We start from the raw sequence: 22,733 nt of genomic DNA on the forward strand, positions 1-22,733 counted from the left end.
AATTGTGTTAAAAACGATTGGATTGTTAACATTAGCTACAATGTCAGGCCTTCATATTGCAGGAGATAAAGGTACAGAAATTGCTATTTTCGAAAATGTATTCGTAGATATTGGTGATAATCAAAGTATTGAAAATGCACTAAGTACATTTTCTTCTCATATGAAAAATCTTTCTGAGATTATGAGGATGTCAAATAATAATACGTTGCTATTATTTGATGAAATAGGAAGCGGTACAGAACCGAATGAAGGTGCAGCACTTGCAATATCTATTTTAGAAGAGTTGTACCTTGCGGGATGTATTACCGTTGCGAGTACGCATTACGGAGAAATTAAACGATTCTCAGAAATGCACGATGACTTTATGAATGCAGCGATGCAATTTAATAGTGAAACGTTAGAGCCGCTTTATAAATTAGTTATTGGCAAATCAGGGGAAAGTAATGCACTTTGGATTGCAAACAAAATGAACGTAAAAGAACATGTACTGAAAAGGGCGAAAGAGTACATGGGAAATAAAGAGTACGCTTTAGAAAAAGTGAATGAAAGTAAAATTAGAAAACCGAAATTTGTACAAGAAAAAAGAGAATCTCATTATGAGTACAAAATCGGCGATCGTGTGAATTTATTGGATTATGATGATTTTGGTATCATCTATAAGGAAAAAGATAATTTTTATAACGTTGATGTATATTATAACGGTGAATTCGTTGAAGTAAATGTAAAACGTATTACTTTAGAGGTAGCAGCGAAGGAGCTATATCCAGAAGGATACGATTTAAATACACTATTTGTTGATTATAAAGAAAGAAAAATGCAACACGATATTGAGCGCGGATCGAAAAAAGCACTGCGTAAAATTCAAAAAGAAATAAGAAAGAATAGAGGATAAGTTAAAATGGTAACGATTAGACAAGAACAAAAAAATGATTATAGAAAAACAGAAGAAGTCGTAAAAGAGGCATTTTCACTTGAAGAATTTAGCGATAAAACAGAACATGAACTTGTAAAACGTATTAGAGAATGTGACGCATTTATTCCGGAGTTATCAATTGTTGCGGTAGATGAAGATATAGTTGGTCACATTATGTTATCGAAAATTACAATAGAACAAGATGGAACTTCTGTAGAATCGTTAGCACTTGCACCAGTTTCAGTTACTAGGGGCCATCAGAAGAAAGGAATTGGCGGAAAACTGATCACGGCTGCTTTAGAAAAAGCGAAAGAACTTGGATACGGATCAGTTGTAGTATTAGGACATCCAGAGTACTACCCGAAATTTGGTTTTAAGAAAGCAAGTGAGTGGAATATAAAAGCACCGTTTGAAGTGCCTGAAGAGGTATTTATGATAATGGAATTAACAGAAAATGCTCTTCAAGGTGTAGAAGGAATTGTACAATATTCGAGTGCTTTTGCTGAGTAGGAGTACCGGTTAAGAAATGTAATCATAAAAGATGCTATCTTTTTGTATGGATATACAGAAAGATAGCTTTTTTTATTAAGCGGATCTACTGACGTATATTTTGCTCAATGAATAATTGAGGTGGTAAAATTGATATAGAAACGTAAAGGGAGAGAATGAAATGAATAAGCGAGAAACAGATAGCAATGAGAATGCAGTTACGTTATATGTTACAAGGCACGGTAAAACAATATTAAATACGAATCATCGCGCGCAAGGTTGGGCAGACTCTCCATTAGTAGAAAAAGGTGTGGAAGTTGCTACAAATTTAGGAACAGGATTAAAAGATATTCATTTTATGAATGCATATAGTAGTGATAGCGGCCGCGCGATTGAAACTGCTAATTTAGTATTAAAATATAGTGAGCAATCAAAATTGAAACTTGAGCAAAGAAAAAATTTGCGAGAATTAAATTTTGGTATTTTTGAAGGTGAAAAACTTGAGAATATGTGGGATGTGGTTGGAAAAGCTGCGGGCGTTGCATCACCAGAAGAACTCATGAAGTTTTCTATTCAAGAAGTTATCGATCTTATTAGAGCAGCAGATCCTACGAAACAGGCGGAAGATTGGGAATTATTTTCTACTCGTATAAAAGTAGAGATTGATAAAATTAGTGAAGAAGCTGCTAAAAATGGCGGCGGTAACGTATTAGTTGTCGTTCATGGGCTTTTGATTACTGCCTTAATAGAAATGTTAGACAGTAGCAAAACAAAACTTGGGGTGGAAAATGCTAGTGTGACGAAGATTGTATACCAAGATGGAACATATACAGTCGAGTCGGTTGGAGATATGAGTTATGTTGCAAAAGGGAAAGAAAGTGTTGAAATATAATTAAATCTCAAATAGAAATAAGAAAAGGAAGGTAGAGAAATCTAGCTTCCTTTTCATTTTGTGAATTATGGGATTAATAAAATCTTCCCAGTACTTTTACGGCTTTCTAATAATTCATGAGCACGGGCACCGTCTTGTAAAGAGAATGTAGTAGGATTTGAAATGTTTAATTTTCCAGTTGTGATCCAATCAAATAATTGAGTAGAGCGCTGCTTACGTTCTTCATAAGTGGTAAGAACGTTCCAAAGGTCTCCGCCAGTTAAAGTTTTTGAAGTATCCATAAGCATACGTGGATCAACTGGAGCAGGATTACCACCAGCCATTCCGTAAAATACGACAGTACCGCCAATTTTAGTAGCGTTAAAACTTTCCTCTAATGTAGAACCTACTGATTCATATACAACATTTACTCCAGTTCCATTAGTCATTTCAAGTACTTTCGTATGCCATTCTTCGTTATATAAAAATACGTGATCGGCACCAGCTAATGTAGCTATCTTTGCTTTCTCTTTTGATGACGTTAAACCAATTACTTTTCCGCCATATAGTTTAATCATTTGAACGAGAAGTTGACCGACGCCACCAGCTGCAGCGTGTACTAAAGCTATATCACCTTGTTTTAGTTGATAGCTATCTTGCGTTAAATAATGTGCTGTTAATCCTTGTAATAAGACAGAAGCGGCTGTTTCAAAAGAAATAGAATCTGGTAGTGGGATTACTTTTTCCGATGGAACGGCAACTAGTTCTGCATTTGCAAATGGGACGTCCGCAAATGCAATACGGTCTCCTAGGTTGATAGTAGTAACGTCAGCTCCTACTTTTTCAACAATTCCAGCTCCTTCATAACCTAATACATAAGGCGGATTGCCAGCAAGATGATAATCGCCGCGGCGTCTATAAATATCAGCGAAGTTTAATCCGATTGCTTTCGTGCGGACTAGAATTTCATTTGGATTTATGGTTGGATCATGTATTTCTTTATATTGTAGTACATCTGGACTTCCAAACTGTTCGAAACAAAGTGCTTTCATATGGAATACCTCCATTTTATTGTTTGTCGATGCTCTTTATCATACAATACAAATATCAATAGACAAAGAGGATTATTTCGATGGAATCAATCGGAAATATCGATTGAAAAGAGGGATGATAAATGGAAATAAAACAGTTAATTACATTTAAAGTAGCGGCACATACTTTGAACTTTACACAAACTGCGAAGAAATTAAACTTTGCTCAATCGAGCGTGACAGCGCAAATTAAAACGTTAGAAGCCGAGCTTGGTACACCGTTATTTGAAAGATTAGGAAAACGTCTTTTCTTAACTGAAGCAGGAAGAAAGTTTCAACTATATGCGGACAAGATTATTGCACTTAGTAACGAAGCAAAGACGGCCGTGAAAAATGATGAGGAAATAGCAGGTACGTTAATAATTGGTGCACAAGAAAGTCAATGTACATACAGACTGCCTTCTATATTAAAGAAGTTTAAAGCACAATTTCCTCAAATAAAACTTATATTTAAACCAGCACATTCTAATAAAGATGCGAAGGAACAATTGATGGAAGGGAAAGTAGATCTTGCATTTATTTTGGACGAATGTAAAACAGAAGATGTTTTGCATGTGGAACCACTTATGAAAGAAGAATTAAAAGTAGTAGCTGCTCCAGGGCATCGTTTACTTGAACAACCTTCAGTTTCTATAAAAGATTTAGAGAGTGAAACACTTTTACTAACAGAATTAGGCTGCTCGTATCGGACTTTATTTGAAGAGCTATTTCGCGGGGAAGATGTATATCCAGCAAATAAAATTGAATTTGTTAGTGTTGAAGCAATTAAACAATGTGTTATTGCAGATTTAGGCATAGCCGTTTTACCAGCAATAGTAGTAGAAAAAGATATACGAGAGGGGACGATAAAAGAGTTACATTTAGAAAATACAATCTCTCCGATTTATACGCAAATCGCTTGGCATAAAGATAAATGGATGACAGCACCACTGCGACAATTTATTGATGTAACGAGGGAGTTTTTTGTAACGGATTAAGTGGAGAAATATTTATTTTATATAAAAGAAAAAATGGCAATTTTGTATAAAGAACCGATGCTTGAATATAACAAGTATCGGTTCTTTTATGTTTTAAATATAGAATGCTATAAAATGTGTATTTCTCAACTTTTTTTCTTACAAGGATAAGTAAAATTTTTCGTATATTCCAATAATCATAAGGGAATTTACAACGTTTATACGTTTCTGTAAGATGCCTCTAGGAAGCGTGAAAGGAGGACTTACATAGTAGTATAGCTTGTCTTTAGTATACGTACTTATTGTGAGGAGGAATTTAAAATGTTTAAAAAGTTAATGAAAGTATGCGTGTTAAGTGCGGCAAGTATAGGTGTATTATTTAGTTTTCAAGGAAGTACATTTGCAGCTACTGATTTAAGTAGTTATTATGACGGGAAAAATCCAGCAACAACGAAAGTATACGGGGGAAGTACGACGTGTGATGCAGATGGATTTAATGCAAAATCTACAGCTGTATATGAAGGTAGTAAAAAAGTAGGGACAGTGTATTTACGTTACAGTAATAAATGTCATGCAGCATGGGCTAAGTTTGTTTTAGATCAACCAGCACCAGCTGTTTCGGGAGGAGTGTACGCGTACGCTGTTGTGAATAAATACAAAAATGGTGTATTTCAAAAATCAGTTACTTCTAATCAGGGGAACGGCACAATAAAAACAGGTCAAACGAGCACTTATACAGGAATGGTATTTGATTTAACTGCTGATTTCGGATACACAGCAGATGCTGAAGCAGTTACGTTTAATAACGGTTACGGGAAAACAGCACGTTATTAATAAAGGAGTGAAATGATATGAAACTTTTAAAAAAGACGAGTGCATGTTTATTGCTATCTTTACTCGTTGTAACTAGTATGTTTAGCACGACTAATAGCGATAAAGCATACGCAGAAGACCATTCATATGATGGGAAAAGTCCTTATTATAACAGCTGTGATCAATCTGCAGTAACGAAAGAAAAGAAGTGGATTGATTCAAATTCGTATGTGGAATTAAAATTTAGCACGACGTGTAAAACAGCGTGGGCAAAAGTTACTGTAACGCGTGCAGCGGTTTATAATAACGAAGCTGATGCAAGGATTGTTAGAAAAACAGATGGAAAGGCATACACTTGTGGAAGTGCTGGAGGAAATGGTGTTGTAAATAAAGGGCAAACATCATGCTATACGCCAATGGTATATGACTTAGATCCAAGAAAGGCGCAAGCGCAGGGGAAACATACAATACCGAATAGTGATGCTTATAATTATGCGGAGACTATTTGGTATTGATGAGGATATGGAGATTGTAAGATAGAATATTTTAAGAGCATGTTTTGATTGGATTTCAAAACATGCTCGTTTTGTATTCATTCTAATTTTTTCGGTAATCATGGACCATTGAATTAACTAAGGTCTGTATCAGGAGGATTGTATCCAAGGTGACGAGCCATTGATACAATTTGTCCTTTATGATGAAACTCATGAGTCTCTGTATGAGTTAAAAGCCATAGCGGAGTTGTGCTCCAAGGTTCTCTTTGCCATTTCACTTCATTTGCTATGTTTTCAAGCCAACGATCATTGTATTCATTTAAAAAACTTTGTACAGTCTCATCTACTAATTTAAATCTAGCACGGACTTTCGCGACATCTGCATGCTCAATTTCGTAATCGCTAGCAAATGAAAAATCTGCTCTTTTTTGCTTGAATGCGAATGACCCAAGCCAGTATCGATAGCAATCGGCTACATGAATATGTGTCTTTATAATGCTACCGCTCCCGAAATTCGGAACAGTGCTATGTAATTTTTCTAATGGGATTTCTTCTAAAAATGTGAATAGAGTTTCTCTTGTAGAGCTAATAAGATTATATTGCTGTTTTAAAATATGTAACATGCAAGTACACTCCTCTTTTATTTACATAGTAAGTAATTCTATATTTACGAGGAGTGAACCTTTTTATTATTTTTAATAAGCATATTAGATGTATTTCTTATTTGTTTCTGATAGATTAAACAAGGTGAAACGTTAATAAGTTGAACATTATTAGTTCATAATAAATTGTACATCAAGAAGGGGAACGATAAAATGAATAGACTAGTGGGTTTAAAACAATTTGAAATAACGCGCGGGGCGTTACTTAAATTTATGGAAACGTTAGATGATAAAACTGCGGATACGCAGCCAGAGGGTTTTAACAATACAATTCGTTGGCATATCGGTCACGTGTTAACAGCAGCAGAAGTTTTCATGTTTGGAAAAGAATTCAAACAATTACCAACTGAATATCCAGGTATGTTTGGGTATGGATCACGACCATCTAAATGGAAAACAGAAGGACCATCGTTAGAAGTATTAACGGCTCAATTAAAAGAACAAGCAAAACGTATTAACGAAATTCCAGCAGAAGCATTTGAAAATAAACTGCCAGAGCCATTCCTAGGATTGGAAACAGTAGGGGAGCTTTACGGTATGATGCTTTATCATGAAGCTGATCATATTGGGCAAATGAAAGCGATGGAACGTATTATTAAAGCTCTTTAGTCTTAATTGCATATAACAAGCAATACAGTTGTAATGTTAAATAATATATACAAAAAAGGTAGATAAATTATTATCTACCTTTTTTGTATAACTTCTTGAAGGATTAGGGATTATCATCGTGGTGCTGATGAAGAAGGATAAGAGAATTTTATAATTTTTATGGTGTGATTATTAATTATAGTATTCCTAAATATGGAATATACGTATAATAATAGAGAAGAACTAGAAATAGGGGTGAATACTATGATTACATTAGAGCAAAAGTTGGAGCAATATAAACATACATATGTACAGTTAAAGGGAGAACTAAAATGGAAAACGAGTGATTCTCGAACAGGAATGATGATTGCTGCTATGTATGCAGGTAGTGATAAATTGTTTGATCTCGGACGTTTTTTAGAAATTAGTAGTTATATTAAGAATCAGGTAGGGATGTTTTCATACTTAAAGTCTTATCATCGTTTTGTAGTGGCCGCAACATTAGATATTCACTTTACAGATTACAAGGAAGCTTTTCGGACGTTTTTAGATTTATATGAACAATTGGTCACTGGTGGCTTTAGCCGGAGTATATTTACTTATCTCGCAGCAGCTGTGCTTTTAACAGAAGAAAATGAACAGCATGGCACACATATTCAGCGTTCGATGCAAGTATATAAACGCATGAAAAAGGATCACCTCTTTCTTACAAGTACAAATGATTATCCGCTCGCAGTTTTATTAGCAGGACAATCAGAGCATGTAGAAACACTTATGGACCGAGTGGAACGTCTTTATCAGAAACTAGCGACAGCTGGTTTGCGTAAAGGGAATGATCTTCAATTTTTGAGTCATATTCTTTCACTAAAGAAGGATGTCAGGGAAGAACTATTAGTTGCAAAATGTACAAATATATGGAATTTGTTAAAGCAAGAAAAGATAAAAGTAAAACAGATGCATTACCCAGCTATCGGGCTACTAGCGTTACTCGAGGACGGAGAAAAAGAGATTCATTCTATTCGAGCATTTATTGAAAAATTGCAGGGGGATAAATTATTCCGTTGGCATACAGATACAAATATTCTTATTGCTATTCAACTGTTCGTAAGTCAGAAAGGTGAGGAAAGTAAAGCTACCAACACAGGTTTACAAACAATGATAGAAGTCCTCATACAAGCACAACAAGCAGCTATGATGGCAACGATTGCCGCTTCATCTGCAGCAACCTCTTCTGCTAGTAGTAGTTCATAATATGCAACTGCTTATGCTCTTGTAAATTATAACTCCTTTGATAAGGACTGTTTAAAAAATATTACTAAAAAAGCCCATCACTCTCTTATGAGTGATGGGCTGCCTGTTTTTACATAATCAGCATTATCTTTTTGATTCCTTCAAATGTTTGAGCTGCGTGACAATCATAATGCTAATAACAACGAGTAAAAACCATGAGCTAATTTTACTTAAGTGAACGAGATTCCACGCTTCCCGTTGATTTGGATATTGCCATGCACCGAAAAATGTTGCGATGTTCTCTGCAATCCAAATGAAAAATCCGATAAGGAAAAAGGAGAGAATGAGTGGCATTTTATATGTAACACCTTGTAATGAAAATTGTACAAATGTGCGAGAGAAAACAATGAATAGTAGTAAAGTTAATATCCATCTAAAGTCGTATGTAAAGTGGTGTGTGAAAAAATTGAAGTAAATCATAGCTCCTAACGGTACGGCAAAAATAGCTTTCGGCCAATGATGCATTTGTAAATGCAACCTTCTCCACGCTTGGCATATGTAACTTGCGACACTAGCATACATAAAACCGCTGTAAAGCGGGACTCCAAAAATCTTTGAATATGCCTCTTCAGGATAACTCCATGAACCAAAATGGACTTTATATATTTCTAGAAAGAGTCCGATGAGGTGAAAGACAGTGATTACTTTTAACTCGTCTTTCGTCTCAAGTCCAGTCTTGTACATAATCCACTGCATAAGAAGGCATACGATGAGTATGAAATCATAACGATATAACCCTGGGATTGAAACAATTTTTGACAGGGCTAGTGTTAAGAAAATAACGACTGGGAATAAGCAAGATAATGCTTGCTCGTAAGTGAAATATAGTAGTTGTTTTATATAGAACATTGTGTCACCTTCGGTATCTTTATTAGAAAAATCAAAATAATTAATAAGTATACTACAATTTAAAAAATAATCCAGTAGTCTATTTTGCATGTATTTGTAAGTTTTAGAAGGGAATTGTAATGAGTATTTTAATATTGTAGCAAAGTAAAAAAATAGTTTGCTATTTAAAAAAAGTGGGGATATAATATCTAAATGAAAATGATAATTATTATCAATAATAATTACAAATAAAAAATAATTATAAAAAACAACTGAATATAAAGGATGAAATGAAACATGTTACATAAGTCTACTGTACATGCTGGTAGTAACCGCTGGATACATATTAAGTTCATATGTTTCATGAGCTTAACAATTTTATGTTTAATTGGATCTATATTTTTAGCCATTTCATTTGGTGCAAAGGATATTCATTTACAAACGGTGTGGACAGCGGTTTTGGATTACAATCCGAAATTAACGCAGCACCAAATTATTTATGAATTAAGGCTCCCGAGAGTAATTGGAGCAGCAGTTGTAGGGGCAGCTTTTGCGGTCGCTGGAGCGGTTATGCAAGGAGTAACACGAAATCCTTTAGCTGATGCAGGTGTACTTGGCATAAATGCAGGAGCGATGTTTGTAGTAGCACTTAGTTTTGCTTTTTTTTCGCATATGCCGTATTCCTATTTAATGATTGTTTCCTTTATTGGAGCAGTCTTAAGTACAGTACTTATTTTTGTTATTGGATCAGCAACATCAGGTGGGTTAACACCAATGAGGTTAACGATTGCTGGAGCTGTTATGGCAGCGCTTTTACATTCATTAAGTTCAGGTGTTGCGATTTATTATGATTTAAGCCAAGATTTAGCGTTTTGGTATGCTGGTGGTGTTGCAGGGGTTAAGTGGGAACACTTGAAATTTTTAGTGCCTATTATTCTTATAACGATTATTTTTGCGATAGTGTTAGGGCGATCTATTTCACTCATATCAATGGGGGATGATGTTGCTACAAATTTAGGAGTGAAAACGAACCGAACGAGAATACTAGGGATGACTATAGTAGTTATTCTGGCAGGTGTTTCTGTTTCGGCTGTTGGTTCTATTGGATTTGTAGGATTAGTTATCCCGCACATTGCTAGAAAATTAGTTGGTGTTAATTATAGACTCATTATTCCTATGTCAGCATTATTAGGAGCTATGTTATTAGTTGTAGCTGACCTAGGAGCAAGAACAGTAAATCCTCCTAAGGAACTTGCGATAGGGATTATGGTAGCTCTTGTTGGAGTTCCGTTCTTCCTCTATATAGCACGTAAAGTCGGGAGGGAGCTATAAGTGAAAGATCTTTTTAACACGGATAAAAAGAGAGCTATTACTGTAACTACAATCTTCGGATGTGTAAGTATCGCTGTAATTTTAATTAGTTTAAATACAGGGACACTGAGTATAGCGCCACTTAAAGTAATTGAAACACTTTTTGGTTATGGTGATTTTGAGAGCGCAACCGTGCTATACGATTATCGTATGCCAAGAATTATTATCACAATGTTAGCCGGTATTGGCCTTGGGATTTCCGGTGCGATTTTGCAAGGATTATCACGTAATGCACTTGCAGACCCTGGTATTCTTGGACTGCATTCAGGTGCATCTTTCGGGCTAATTATATTCGTTACATTCTTTCATTCTATTAATGAAAGTGCATCCATTTTAATACCGTTATTTACATTTGGCGGAGGAGTATTAGCTGCATTTCTTATTATTTTACTTGCGAGTGATCGGTCAAATGGTTTACTTCCTATTAGACTTATTCTCGTTGGTATTGCAGTTTCAGCTGGTTTTAGTGCAATTTCGTTATTTTTCTCTCTCAAGTTAAATGATGAGACGTATACATTCGCTTCTAGATGGCTAGTTGGTAACGTGTGGGGAAGGGATTGGATTCATGTCCTTGCATTATTACCTTGGATTTTCATACTAACCCCTTATGCGTGGCTAAAATCTAAAACGTTAAATGCATTGTCACTAGGTGATAGTGTAGCGGCAGGACTTGGTGTTTCTGTTCAAAAAGAACGGTTATTACTATTAGCTACAGCGGTTGGATTATCTTGCGCAAGTGTATCGATGGCAGGAGGGATTGGTTTTATCGGTTTAGTTGCTCCGCATATCGCAAGGAAGTTAGTAGGTACTACCTATCAACATTTTCTTCCGCTAGCTGGCATTATGGGAATGATTATTTTAGTACTAGCAGATACGATAGGTCGTTCTATATTTGAACCAAATTCTATTCCGGCTGGTGTAGTAGTGGCAGCTTTAGGAGCACCGTATTTTCTTTATTTACTTACAAAAACAAAATAAATACTGCAAAGAGGAGAACATATGAAAAAGAAACTTACTATTTTATTTAGCGTGATGTGTATTTTAGTATTAGCAGCATGTGGTCAAACGAAAGCTAATGAAGAGGCAACGAAAAAAACGGAAAAAAATAATGACCCAAAAATTGCTTCAATGTCTATTCATTTAACGAATGATTTACTTGCATTAGGAATTACACCTGTAGGTTCTGTGATTGGTGGAGATTTAAAAGATTTCTTACCGCACGCTAAAGAGAAGTTGAAAGATACGAAGAAGCTTGGTGTTGTAACAGATCCGAATATGGAAGCGTTACTTCAGTTAAAGCCATCTGAAATTTATGTGGATGAAAAATACGCTGGCAAAGATTTAGCGAAATACGAAAAAATTGCAAAAACACATTCTTTCAATTTAGATGAAGGTACGTGGAGAGATCATTTAAAACAAGTTGGTAAACTTGTAAACCGTGAGAAAGAAGCAGATAAATATATTAAAGATTACGAAGAGCAATCAAAACGAGTAAAAAGTTTAATAGATAAAGAGCTAGGTAATAACGAAAAAGTAATGGCAATTCGCGTTACTGCAAAAGAATTACGTGTATTTAGTACGAAAAGACCGATGGGACCAATTTTATTCCAAGACTTAGGATTACAACCTGCAAACGGTGTAGAGAAAATTGATGGAAACCGTCCTTTCGAAGTCATTTCACAAGAAGTATTACCTGACTTTGATGCAGATGCGATTTTCGTTGTTGTAAACAGAGATGATAAGGCAAAAGCTGCATTTAAACAACTTCAAGAAACACCAATTTGGAAAGATTTAAAAGCAGTTAAAGGCAAGCACGTATACATTATCAATGATCAACCATGGCTTGACTATTCTGCTTTAGGAAACAAAATGGCAATGGATGAAGCGGAGAAAATGTTTACGAAATAATATCGATTCGTTGTTAGGAAGACCCTCTAAATTTTGAGGGTCTTTTTTTATTGTTAGAATAAATGAAAAATTATACAATGAATTTAATTTAACGTAGAGGAGATATGCCAATGTCAGCGCTTATTGTAAGTATCCCGTTTATGAAACAAGGGGATAAATAGGCTGAAATAAGTATCCCCGCTATTAAAAAAAGGGGAGTTTGAAATGACAATGAATCTTTTTCGAAATAAAACGATTAAATTATCAGCTATTAGAGAAGCTGATGCTGAAGTAATGGCTATGTGGCAAGAGGATAGTGAATATTTAAGAAATGTAGATACAGATGTAGCATTCCCGCAATCGATACAAGAAATAGCAAGTGATGGGCTATTAAAAGGACGGAAATCGAATAGTGTATCTTTCATGTTGAGGACAGTTCAAGATGATCGTTTAATTGGTTTTGTGGCGATTCATGGCATAGAGTGGAATAACAGAACAGGGTTATTAGCAATTGGTATAGGAGATGCGAATGATAGAGGGAAGGGATATGGAAAAGAAGCGATCCATCTTATCTTAAAATATGCTTTCTATGAATTGAATTTGCACCGCGTCGGTCTTGATGTTATCTCTTATAATAAAGCTGCGATTGAGTTGTATAAAAAGATGGGTTTTCAGATGGAAGGTTGTATGAGAGAAGCAGTTCAAAGAGATGGGAAGTGTTTTGATCGTATGATTATGGGGATATTGCGGGATGAATGGATAGAGCTGCAAGATTAGCGAATACATTCAATATTATATATGTAGTATGCAGGAGATATAATGGTAATTGGCGAAAATTTACAGTGAACTGATTGAATTTATAAGGAGTTATGTAAAATGAATTTAGAAAAAGCAAAACCAGTAAATGAAGAGGTCGCTGAATTAAAGGAACTAATTAAAGAGTTACACGGAAGTGTACATCAACTGCAAAGCGAAGTGCAGCAACTAAGGCACGAAAGACCAGTTGTTGAAGTGAGAAAAGGTGTTCAATTATCACCAACAATTGTCGGACAAATTGGTGGTATGATTTTAGGTGGGTTAGCAATTATCGGTATATTTTGGTGATGAAAAAAGGTTTGCAGCACGATGCTGCAAACCTTTTGTATTTGACGATATAATTTCATGCAATACAACTTTTACATTAAATAACGTAAATATATATAAGCATGTGATAACAAGAGTGCAACAATAGTTAATGGTAAACCAATTTTTAAGAAGTCCATATAAGAGAAAGCATGTCCTTCACGTTTTGCAATACCAGCAACGACTACGTTTGCAGATGCTCCGATTAATGTTCCGTTTCCTCCTAAGCAAGCTCCAAGAGATAACGCCCACCATAGTACTTCGATTTGCGGAGAATCGACAGATAGTCCGAGTCCTGTAGCTAAGTCTTGAATAAGAGGGATCATCGTTGCGACAAATGGGATGTTGTCGATTGTCGCAGATGCGATGCCAGATACCCATAAAATAAGTATAGCTGCGAATCCGATGTCACCGTTTGTTACGTCGACTACTTCTTTTGCAAGTGAAGAGATAAGTCCGATATCTATTAACCCGCCAACGAGAACGAATAGTCCGGCGAAGAAGAAAATGGTTACCCATTCAACGTGGGCAAATACATCTTCAATGTCATGTTCTTTCACGCCGATTAACATAAGAAGTGTAGCGCCTGTCATCGCGATAACAGCAGCGTCTACATGAATAATCGAATGAAGTACGAAGCCTAAAATAGTTAGTCCTAAAATCGAAATAGATTTTAAAAGGAGGCTTTGATCTTTAATGTAATCTTTTTCGTTTAATTCCATTAGTTTTTCGATTTGTTCAGGTGTTGTTTTTAGTTTGTTACGATACATGAAGTAAATAATGCCAAGTGTCACGATAGAAATAATAATTACGATTGGAGCTAAGTTAAGTAAAAAGGCGTTAAAGTCTAAATGCTTGTTTGCTGATCCAATCATAATATTAGGTGGATCACCGATTAATGTTGCTGTTCCGCCTATATTTGAAAATAGTACTTCTGAAATCAAATAAGGAACAGGGTTTACTTTTAAAATACGTGTAATGGATAATGTGACAGGAACGACTAATAAAACGGTCGTTACGTTATCCAAAAATGCTGATCCGACAGCAGTTAATAGGGATAGTAATAATAAAATGCGAATCGGTTTTCCGCCAGCGGCTTTTGCCGCTTTAATGGCCACAAATTCAAAGACGCCTGATTGACTCGTAATATGAACGAGAATCATCATTCCAATTAAAAGGGTAATCGTTTCCCATTGAATATGTGATGTGAAAGCAGTATGTAGATCTACAACTCCAAAAATAATCATAATAGCAGCACCGAATAGTGCGATTACAGCACGATTCAATTTCTCAGAAATAATAAATCCGTACGTGATTAAAAATACGGCAATTGCAAAATAATATTGCCAATTTGCTACTTCATGTGCTGATTGTTCCAATCATGTCACCTTCTTTAAAGTATGTATTCAATTGTCGAAATGTATCTCGCTGCAATAATGCGGGATAAAATATATTGTAGCAAATTCAAAAAAGAAAGAAAACTATTTAACGAAGTGAAGGGAAAAATGTATTTTTTACATATCATATAAAAAATATAAAAAACACAGTGCAAATTATTAGGAAAAGTGAGCGTTGTCCTCTAATATAGAGATAGCAATTTACATTATTTTTGCGTAAAATGGTTTAAAGAGGTGAATTCCGATGGAAATAGTAAAAGATAGTTCTCTTATTCAAAATGAAATTGAACGTTTTGTAAATAAAGATGTATATATTCATTTAGAAACAACAAACGGAGCGTATGCATCACACATAAATGAAAAGATGATGACAGTTGGTGCTTTCATTCGAAATGCAATTATCCGTTTTGAACGTGGGAAGATAACTGGAACAAATCCATACCGAGTTGGTTTAAAAATGGATCATGGTTGGGTATATGCTGAAGGTATTACGCACTGGGAAGTAGACGGTCAAGAGCGTTTATTACTAGCTGGACATGATAATTTAGGTCGTCTAGCAGTCGCACTTGAGTTAAGCTTAACACCATTTAAGTAAGAAGGAGGGAAACTTATGGAGAGACATGTACTTGTTGTATTTCCGCATCCAGATGATGAAGCATATGCTGCGGGAGGAACAATTCGCTTATTAACAGATCAAGGAGTACCTGTAACATATGCATGTGGTACTCTAGGACAAATGGGACGTAACATGGGTAAGAACGTATTCGCTAACCGTGAAACGATTCCAAATATCCGTGAGAAAGAATTGAAAGATGCTTGTGAAGCGATGGGGATTAAAGATTTAAGAATGCTTGGCTTCCATGATAAAACGTTAGAATTTGAAGATGTTGATTTCGTTGCTGACAAAATTGAAGCAATAATTCAAGAAGTAAATCCATCTCGAATTATTACATTTTATCCAGAGCACGGTGTACATCCAGATCATAATGCATTTGGCCGCGCTGTCGTTCGCGCTGTATCACGTATGCCAAAAGAAGAGCGCCCAGTTATTCATGCGGTTGCGATTACGAAAAATCGTGAAGCAGTATTAGGAGAACCGGATGTTGTAAATAACATTAGTGAAGTATTTGATCATAAATTAACTGCACTAGGTGCGCACCGTTCACAAACAGAAGCAATGCTTGAAGACACGCATGCAAAAATAAAAAACAAAGATGCAGCAACATTAAAATGGCTGCAACTTGAACAGTTTTGGACTTATAAATGGGAGTAGGCTAGAAGGATACCTTCTAGTTGCTCTTACATAGAAAAAGCGCCGTCACTTGTGATGGTGCTTTTTCTTGTTGAAGACTATATATTTCTTAGGGTGCTTCAAAATTTTTAAATTAACGTGCAGTATAGCCTCCATCAACAAGAAGTGTTGTACCGTTAACAAAACTAGCATCATCACTTGCTAAAAATAAGACAGCTTTAGCGACTTCTTCTGGTGTTCCAAGTCTGCCTTGTGGATGAAGTGAAGCTAAATATTCTTTTTGTTGAGGATTAACACTACCTAGTAAAGGGGTGTCAATATAACCAGGGCACACCGCATTAATACGTATTCCATATTTAGCGTAGGCAGTACATAAATTTTGAGTTAATAGTTTCACACCACCTTTTGCAGAGGAGTATGCTGTTGGGGTAGATAATGAAACAAAACTATGAATCGAACCAGCGTTAACGATGACACCACCTGTACCTTGTTTAAGAAATTGTTCAATCGAATATTTATCAGAAAGGAATACCCCAGACAAATTAATATCAATAGTTCTTTTCCACGTTCAGAAAAGTCAGCAATAACTACTTTTGCACCTTCTTCGATAAAAAGACGAACAGTAGATTCGCCAATTCCACTTGCACCACCAGTTATGATTGCTACTTTGTCTTTTAATTTCATATAAACCTCTCCATTCATTAATGAATTTAAGTCGAATTTTTAAATCTTGTTACTAAACTATTAACCTTAAATAGTAAGTAGATAGAAGAAAAAGCTCGCGTTTACTTAATCGTGAGAGTGCTTTTTTTCTTTAGTGTACTTTTTGATACAGGTATGGACGAAAATATTAATTTGGTCAATTTTATCATTAGATTGAATATTTGGTAAAGAGCTCTCGAACAGAGCGAGTACGGATGCTGAAAAATTAAAATAAACATGCAGTATTATTTGTAGGGTAAGGAACAAAGAAGAGAGATGCATAACGAAAACTACTACTCTAGTTAAATAGGAAAAAGCCTTGCAGGGGGGCAAGGCTTTAAACAGGGTATTAAAATTTATTGATTTATTAAGAATAACTTCTTCTTGTGAATAAACTAATTTTAGCATGATAACTCATATATATGTGTTACGAATTTGTGAATAAAAACATAATGATAAAAGTATGAGTGAAAGGAAATAATGTATTTGAAATATGCATTATTACACAAAGTTCAGTTGAAATAGGGATGGAAATAAAAAAGCGCAATGAGCAAAATAATTAAGAGACGAATTATACGAAAGATCAGTGGAACGCCTAATATTTAATTTGTTTCACTATATTATTATTTCCGATGCTACAAAATTCAAGAAATGAATTATTAATATAAAAACAAAAAATCCTCAGAATCTACGGCTTTAAAATGAAAAAATTTTAATCATAGGGCATAAGGGAATTCTATATTGATTGGTTGAAGAAGGGGATTTGTATATTTAATTTCTTTTTGCATTTAATTCTTTAGAACTGATTTTTAATAATGTATATAAGAAGCGTATATTTTGAATTATTTAATAGAATAATATATATTTATATTGATTTAATGATTTTAGTTTGTTAAAAATGGGGAAATCGATATGAAGGTTAAATTTGCTGTAATAAAAGATGAGAATTTTGATTGTAGTTTATTGGAAACAAAATTATTGAAAACTTTTAAAGAAGTAGATTGTGAAGCAGATATTGTAAAGGTTGAGGATGAAATTATTGAAAACAATGATATACAAACGCATTTATCAGAAATAACCATTCATGTTACTGGAAAAAATATCGGATATAGATCCGTTTCAGCCAGTATATTTATTGTTCTAGAGAGTTTATCAATACAGCTATTTCGTATTAATATTAGTATACATTAAGCGGCTGAAAAAGTGGATTCTTCAGAAAATCATACTGATTATATTGAGTTGTAAATATGAAAATGGTGATGAAAACAATAGAAATTATCGTAGGTGCTCCCGAATGTTGGATTGCATTTTGTTTGTTGTTAAATAAACAACGGATTCCTTTTCTAATTTTAATTTATCTTAACGCTAATTTATAAATAGAAGAATGGAAACATGTGAGTAATTCAATTAGATTGTACAAATAATTTGGTACGCGGATATACGCAATGTATTCACAGGTAAGAGGGTTGTCTCATAATATATATAGATTTTTCTATTAAGATGAACAGAGGGTGTGAACATATGGAAGATGTTAACGCTAAAATTGACAGTCTCAAGGCGGAGCAAAAAGAAATTATGAGAGACATTCGAAATTTAGAAACGCGTACTACTATTAATGAGAAAGATATAGCAACAATCAATAAGCAATTAGAAAAAATAAGTACAAACACTACTTGGATTTTGCGAATTATTATTAGCGCGATAATAATGTCAGTTTTAGGATTAATATTAAAAGGAATGATTTAGTCTTGTGAAATAGGACGATATAAAAGAAAGAGGGGAGCTCCCTCTTTCTTTATGTAAATGAGAAACTATAAATTTTCCGTTTCCTTTTCGTCTGCATACTTATCCTCTAAGGAAATTAATAGAGGGATTGATATAGTTACAAGAATGATTAAAGTGGTGATAAAAGATTTAGAAAGAGAAAAAGAACCTTCAATTAAGGGTGATAAAAACTTGAATGAAAGTATACTTGTTATTAAGGAAATTACTAAAAAGCTCAAAAGAGATATATTTTTATTCTTTATAGATGTCTCTATAAAGTCTTTAACACAGGTTATTACGACAAATATAGTTAATATGATAAGAGAAACAAAATAATGTGTTAAATTCGTCATACTAATAGTAGGATCGTCTATTATGTAAGCAAGTAACTTAGATACTAATATTCCTCCAAACAATAAAATAATAAGAGCAAGTAATCCTTCCGATATATAAGTGCTGAAATTGTCTTTCTTGTTAAAGAGTTTATAGTTTAGAGTAGATTGGGTTATTTGAATTAGGAATAGGGTAATAATCCATACATAATATACAAATGGTAATTCTCCTGAGAATAGAGAAATTAGAAAGTTTACTACTGTCCTTAAAATTTCAATCATTACGAAAGTCCTCCTACTTGTTCAGCTGTATGACATTAGGAATATATGAGTATATCATTTTATAATTAGGTTTATAGATTCAAACTATTTCTAATTATTCCATAATAAGGTGGTTATATCAAGTAGTTATCTTCTATGGCGTGTATTAGTTGTTCACTAATATAAAAAGAACATTTGAACGTTAATACTAGAAAAATAAAAGTAATATGTAATATAATTGAAAAAGTATATTTAAAAATCGATGTTAATATTACCCTCCTATAAGTATTAACATACGTAATTGAGGTGTTTTCTTTGTTGTTTTATGACCGGATTTCTATAATGGCCCCTCCTGTTCCGTAGCTAAGGAAAGTCTTTTTATTTCTGAGATTTTCAAAGTTATAGGAGGGTATGAAAAATGAAAAAAGTCTCAGTACCATCACTTTTGTTAATGATTATTCTTGTCGCATTTCCGCAAATTAGTGAAACGATTTACACACCGTCTTTACCTGATATTTCAAAGGCGTTACATGTAAGTAATAATGAGGTGCAGTTAACACTTAGTGTGTATTTTGCTGGATTTGCTTTAGGTGTATTTTTTATTGGATGGCTATCAGATATAATTGGTCGTCGCCCAGCGATGTTATTTGGAATTGTTGTATATGGCGTTGGGAGTTTCTTATGCTTTATTGCAAATTCCATTGAGGTTTTATTAGTAAGTCGTTTTATTCAAGCGTTTGGAGCAAGTGCAGGATCAGTTGTGACGCAAACGATTCTTCGGGAAAGTGTAGAAGGGCATAAGAGGCATGTTATGTTTGCTCAAATCTCGGCAGTCATTGCTTTTACACCAGCGATAGGACCGTTAATTGGTGGCTTTCTTGATCAAATGTTTGGATTTAAAATAGTATTTTTAAGCTTAGTAGTTATGAGTGTCGGGATTTTTCTGTATACATTTGTTTCTCTTCCTGAAACAAAGACGGACTCAGTAACGAATAAAATAAATGTGTTTTCAGTCTTTAAGAAGTTAATTACAAATCCGAAAGTAGTAACATATGGGCTATTAATTGGAGGAGCAAATGGTGTTTTATTTAGCTATTATGCAGAAGCGCCGTTTATCTTTATTGAATACTTTCAGTTATCGCCTAGTATATATGGGTTTTTAGGAATTGTTGTTGCGTCTGCTTCTATTATTGGGGCGAAAGTTTCAAAACGTTTACTTGCTACTTATAAACCGGAGAAAATTATATATATCGGTTGTCTTGTAATGACAGGGGGAGCTATCCTTTTAGCTGTTATTACGTTTGTTGGATCAGATCCGAACGTCATATATATGATTGTATTTTTAATAGCGATGTTTATATTGCTATTAGGAATTGGAGTAGCGTTACCTAATTGTTTAAGTTTAGCGTTAGTAGATTTTCAAGACGTTATTGGTACAGCTGGAGCGTTGTTTAGTTTAGGTTACTATGTAATTGTAACGATGACAATTTGGGGAATGAGTCAGCTGCATACAGGCTCGTTAATGGTGATGCCACTTTATTTTCTAGTTATTGTAGTTATAATGGCAGTGTGTACTAAAGTGTTTATCTTTGGTAAGCAAACTTCGAAATCGATTTAAATATGAAATCGTAAAAGAGTCTCATTTTTTAATGAGACTCTTTTATATTTTATGCCTCAAAATTGGACTGGACTAAAGAAGTTAGTAATTTATTAATATATTAAATTTCTGATTGGTATATGAATCTAGCGTTTGGGAAATTACGTTATCAACTATGAAGATTGAAGTGCATGAAGTATGAAACCGAGGAAGATAAGATCTCCTCGGTTATTTATATTGTAATAATATACATGCCGGAATCATATTGAATAGATGTATTTTATTGTTAATTTAGTTAAAAATTAAGTGCAATCATGCATATTAATTTATTGAAAAAATAATTGAATTTTTCAGATTAATGAATTAATATAAGGTAAGTAATTTTAAGATTTATAGAATATTGGAAGATGAAAGGTTTTGAGAATTTTATTAGGAGCACAAAACGATTTTAGGATAGCTTTAAAGCTAGTGTAAAATGACGTTTGCTTCATCATTTTCAGGGCCGAAAGGAATTAGGGGAAAGCATCTTGTTTTAAAATGCGGCTATGAATCATCTAAGAGGGGGAAGTGAAGTGGCAAACAAAGAATTGAAAAGAGGTTTAGAAGCACGTCATATTCAAATGATTGCTTTAGGCGGAACGATTGGTGTTGGTTTGTTTATGGGGTCAGCCAGCACAATTAAATGGACAGGTCCGTCAGTAATGCTTGCTTATGCAATTGCAGGTATTTTCATCTTCTTCATCATGCGTGCCATGGGAGAAATGTTGTATATGGAGCCAAGTACAGGCTCATTTGCGACGTTCGGTCATAAGTATATTCATCCGCTAGCTGGTTATATGACAGCTTGGAGTAACTGGTTCCAGTGGGTTATCGTTGGGATGTCAGAAATTATCGCGGTTGGAGCGTATATGCAATATTGGTTCCCGGACTTACCAGCTTGGATACCAGGTATAATTGCAATGGTCATTCTTGGCGCAGCTAACTTAATTTCTGTTAAGTCATTTGGTGAATTTGAATTTTGGTTTGCGATGATTAAAATCGTTACGATTCTATTAATGATTATTGCGGGATTTGGTCTTATTTTCTTTGGAATTGGTAACGGCGGAGAAGCGATTGGCATATCTAATCTTTGGTCAAATGGCGGTTTCTTTACAGGTGGTTTTTCAGGATTCTTCTTTGCATTATCACTTGTAGTTGGAGCGTATCAAGGTGTGGAATTAATCGGAATTACTGCTGGCGAAGCGAAAAATCCGAAGAAGACACTTACAAGAGCGATTCAAAGTACAATTTGGCGTATTTTAATATTCTATATTGGTGCTATTTTCGTTATTGTAACTGTATATCCGTGGGATCAATTAAGTACAATTGGTAGCCCGTTCGTAGCGACTTTTGCGAAAGTTGGTATTACGGCAGCAGCTGGACTTATTAACTTCGTTGTAATTACAGCGGCAATGTCTGGTTGTAATAGTGGTATTTATAGTGCTGGACGTATGCTTTATACGTTAGGTGTAAATGGACAAGCACCGAAATATTTCACGAAACTTTCTGGAAATGGTGTACCTTTATTCGGTACAGTTGGCGTAATTATCGGTCTGGCGGTTGGTGTTGTTTTAAGTTACATCGCACCGAAAAATTTATTCGTATATGTATATAGTGCGAGTGTACTCCCTGGTATGGTACCGTGGTTTGTCATTTTAATTAGTCAAATTAATTTTAGAAAAGAAAAGGGAGCAGAGATGAAAGATCATCCGTTCAAAATGCCATTTGCTCCTGTAACAAACTATTTAACGATTGCCTTTTTAATTATGGTATTAATCGGAATGTGGTTTAACGATGATACTCGTATTTCATTAGTTGTAGGTATTATTTTCTTAGCTATCGTTACAATTAGTTTTTATGCTTTCGGAATAGGAAAGCGAGCTCCGTTAGACGTTCAAAATAATAAAGAGATTTCAAGTAAATAAAGAAAAGGCTGTTCATCTGGAACAGCCTTTTCTTATTGTTGCTATTTGTCGATAAATCGATATACCTTGACGAATCGTTGATATAATTT

24 protein-coding genes and 1 pseudogene are annotated in these 22,733 nt (G+C 34.6%); 19 read left to right on the plus strand and 6 right to left on the minus strand.

Features of this window, described 5'->3' with window-relative positions:
* The 3 genes from MR170_RS23450 to MR170_RS23460 form a co-directional block, all read left to right on the plus strand.
* Window positions 1–892: MutS-related protein (locus MR170_RS23450; protein ID WP_481746787.1), on the plus strand; the 892-nt coding region annotated here is incomplete at its 5' end.
* Window positions 893–898: 6 nt separating this feature from the next.
* Complete coding sequence (locus MR170_RS23455; RefSeq protein WP_043936327.1) at window positions 899–1,423, plus strand: GNAT family N-acetyltransferase; 525 nt, start codon at window positions 899–901, stop codon at window positions 1,421–1,423.
* Between the two features lie 160 nt (window positions 1,424–1,583).
* Window positions 1,584–2,294 carry a histidine phosphatase family protein gene (locus MR170_RS23460; protein WP_043936326.1) on the plus strand — a complete coding sequence of 237 codons (711 nt, stop codon included), beginning with the start codon at window positions 1,584–1,586 and terminating at the stop codon, window positions 2,292–2,294.
* Window positions 2,295–2,359: 65 nt separating this feature from the next.
* On the opposite strand, the gene MR170_RS23465 is transcribed toward MR170_RS23460, so the two are convergent.
* Complete coding sequence (locus tag MR170_RS23465; protein ID WP_242309519.1) at window positions 2,360–3,325, minus strand: quinone oxidoreductase family protein; 966 nt, start codon at window positions 3,323–3,325, stop codon at window positions 2,360–2,362.
* Window positions 3,326–3,447: 122 nt separating this feature from the next.
* Between MR170_RS23465 and MR170_RS23470 the strand changes: the two genes are divergently transcribed.
* The 3 genes from MR170_RS23470 (at window position 3,448) to MR170_RS23480 (ending at window position 5,648) form a co-directional block, all read left to right on the plus strand.
* Window positions 3,448–4,341: a LysR family transcriptional regulator gene (locus tag MR170_RS23470; RefSeq protein ID WP_226603996.1), complete on the plus strand. Its 894-nt coding sequence runs from the start codon at window positions 3,448–3,450 to the stop codon at window positions 4,339–4,341.
* 300 nt (window positions 4,342–4,641) lie between these two features.
* On the plus strand, window positions 4,642–5,154 hold the full coding sequence (locus MR170_RS23475; RefSeq protein ID WP_000473732.1) for a YjfA family protein: 513 nt from the start codon (window positions 4,642–4,644) through the stop codon (window positions 5,152–5,154).
* A 17-nt stretch (window positions 5,155–5,171) separates the two neighbouring features.
* Window positions 5,172–5,648, plus strand: coding sequence for a DUF2690 domain-containing protein (locus tag MR170_RS23480; RefSeq protein WP_242309522.1), 477 nt, complete (start codon window positions 5,172–5,174; stop codon window positions 5,646–5,648).
* A gap of 113 nt (window positions 5,649–5,761) precedes the next feature.
* Here the strand turns inward: MR170_RS23480 and MR170_RS23485 are convergent, their stop codons facing one another.
* Window positions 5,762–6,250, minus strand: coding sequence for a DinB family protein (locus MR170_RS23485; protein ID WP_000902416.1), 489 nt, complete (start codon window positions 6,248–6,250; stop codon window positions 5,762–5,764).
* A gap of 192 nt (window positions 6,251–6,442) precedes the next feature.
* Between MR170_RS23485 and MR170_RS23490 the strand changes: the two genes are divergently transcribed.
* Entirely contained in the window at window positions 6,443–6,898 is a 456-nt protein-coding gene (locus tag MR170_RS23490; protein ID WP_001081119.1) for a DinB family protein, read from the plus strand.
* A gap of 192 nt (window positions 6,899–7,090) precedes the next feature.
* The gene (locus tag MR170_RS23495) at window positions 7,091–8,128 is read left to right on the plus strand and encodes a DUF4003 domain-containing protein (RefSeq protein WP_141542558.1); all 1,038 of its coding nucleotides are present in this window, start codon (window positions 7,091–7,093) and stop codon (window positions 8,126–8,128) included.
* Window positions 8,129–8,251: 123 nt separating this feature from the next.
* On the opposite strand, the gene MR170_RS23500 is transcribed toward MR170_RS23495, so the two are convergent.
* Entirely contained in the window at window positions 8,252–9,016 is a 765-nt protein-coding gene (locus MR170_RS23500) for a DUF817 domain-containing protein (RefSeq protein ID WP_016080793.1), read from the minus strand.
* A gap of 276 nt (window positions 9,017–9,292) precedes the next feature.
* Here MR170_RS23500 and MR170_RS23505 point away from each other — a divergent pair, with 276 nt between their 5' ends.
* The 5 genes from MR170_RS23505 to MR170_RS23525 all read left to right on the plus strand — a co-directional run bounded on the left by MR170_RS23505 (window position 9,293) and on the right by MR170_RS23525 (window position 13,357).
* Window positions 9,293–10,327 carry a FecCD family ABC transporter permease gene (locus tag MR170_RS23505; RefSeq protein WP_242309523.1) on the plus strand — a complete coding sequence of 345 codons (1,035 nt, stop codon included), beginning with the start codon at window positions 9,293–9,295 and terminating at the stop codon, window positions 10,325–10,327.
* Window positions 10,328–11,344, plus strand: a complete 1,017-nt coding sequence (locus MR170_RS23510; RefSeq protein ID WP_242309525.1) for a FecCD family ABC transporter permease — start codon at window positions 10,328–10,330, stop codon at window positions 11,342–11,344.
* A gap of 21 nt (window positions 11,345–11,365) precedes the next feature.
* Window positions 11,366–12,274: an iron-hydroxamate ABC transporter substrate-binding protein gene (locus MR170_RS23515; RefSeq protein ID WP_226603986.1), complete on the plus strand. Its 909-nt coding sequence runs from the start codon at window positions 11,366–11,368 to the stop codon at window positions 12,272–12,274.
* Window positions 12,275–12,478: 204 nt separating this feature from the next.
* Window positions 12,479–13,030: a GNAT family N-acetyltransferase gene (locus MR170_RS23520; RefSeq protein ID WP_016080797.1), complete on the plus strand. Its 552-nt coding sequence runs from the start codon at window positions 12,479–12,481 to the stop codon at window positions 13,028–13,030.
* 99 nt (window positions 13,031–13,129) lie between these two features.
* The gene (locus tag MR170_RS23525) at window positions 13,130–13,357 is read left to right on the plus strand and encodes a coiled-coil domain-containing protein (RefSeq protein ID WP_001047304.1); all 228 of its coding nucleotides are present in this window, start codon (window positions 13,130–13,132) and stop codon (window positions 13,355–13,357) included.
* Between the two features lie 71 nt (window positions 13,358–13,428).
* Here the strand turns inward: MR170_RS23525 and MR170_RS23530 are convergent, their stop codons facing one another.
* Entirely contained in the window at window positions 13,429–14,754 is a 1,326-nt protein-coding gene (locus MR170_RS23530) for an ArsB/NhaD family transporter (protein WP_242309527.1), read from the minus strand.
* A 262-nt stretch (window positions 14,755–15,016) separates the two neighbouring features.
* Between MR170_RS23530 and MR170_RS23535 the strand changes: the two genes are divergently transcribed.
* Both MR170_RS23535 and bshB2 read left to right on the plus strand, forming a co-directional pair.
* Complete coding sequence (locus MR170_RS23535) at window positions 15,017–15,367, plus strand: YojF family protein (RefSeq protein WP_000407046.1); 351 nt, start codon at window positions 15,017–15,019, stop codon at window positions 15,365–15,367.
* 15 nt (window positions 15,368–15,382) lie between these two features.
* Window positions 15,383–16,045, plus strand: a complete 663-nt coding sequence (gene bshB2, locus MR170_RS23540; RefSeq protein ID WP_000439487.1) for a bacillithiol biosynthesis deacetylase BshB2 — start codon at window positions 15,383–15,385, stop codon at window positions 16,043–16,045.
* 112 nt (window positions 16,046–16,157) lie between these two features.
* Here bshB2 and MR170_RS23545 read toward each other — a convergent pair.
* Window positions 16,158–16,708: pseudogene (locus tag MR170_RS23545) on the minus strand (SDR family NAD(P)-dependent oxidoreductase).
* 930 nt (window positions 16,709–17,638) lie between these two features.
* On the opposite strand from MR170_RS23545, the gene MR170_RS23550 reads away from it, so the two are divergent.
* On the plus strand, window positions 17,639–17,917 hold the full coding sequence (locus MR170_RS23550; protein ID WP_029442902.1) for a hypothetical protein: 279 nt from the start codon (window positions 17,639–17,641) through the stop codon (window positions 17,915–17,917).
* 330 nt (window positions 17,918–18,247) lie between these two features.
* Window positions 18,248–18,472: a hemolysin XhlA family protein gene (locus tag MR170_RS23555; RefSeq protein ID WP_088307238.1), complete on the plus strand. Its 225-nt coding sequence runs from the start codon at window positions 18,248–18,250 to the stop codon at window positions 18,470–18,472.
* Between the two features lie 65 nt (window positions 18,473–18,537).
* Here MR170_RS23555 and MR170_RS23560 read toward each other — a convergent pair whose 3' ends face one another.
* On the minus strand, window positions 18,538–19,104 hold the full coding sequence (locus MR170_RS23560; RefSeq protein ID WP_242309529.1) for a DUF5823 family protein: 567 nt from the start codon (window positions 19,102–19,104) through the stop codon (window positions 18,538–18,540).
* Window positions 19,105–19,501: 397 nt separating this feature from the next.
* Between MR170_RS23560 and MR170_RS23565 the strand changes: the two genes are divergently transcribed.
* Both MR170_RS23565 and MR170_RS23570 read left to right on the plus strand, forming a co-directional pair.
* Window positions 19,502–20,701 (plus strand): multidrug effflux MFS transporter, encoded by a 1,200-nt coding sequence (locus MR170_RS23565; protein WP_242309531.1) that lies wholly within the window; start codon window positions 19,502–19,504, stop codon window positions 20,699–20,701.
* Between the two features lie 551 nt (window positions 20,702–21,252).
* Window positions 21,253–22,644: an amino acid permease gene (locus tag MR170_RS23570; RefSeq protein ID WP_001284410.1), complete on the plus strand. Its 1,392-nt coding sequence runs from the start codon at window positions 21,253–21,255 to the stop codon at window positions 22,642–22,644.
* Window positions 22,645–22,733: the final 89 nt, after the last annotated feature.

Source organism: Bacillus cereus group sp. BfR-BA-01524 (assembly GCF_022662595.1).
Taxonomy (GTDB): Bacteria; Bacillota; Bacilli; order Bacillales; family Bacillaceae_G; genus Bacillus_A; species Bacillus_A thuringiensis_S.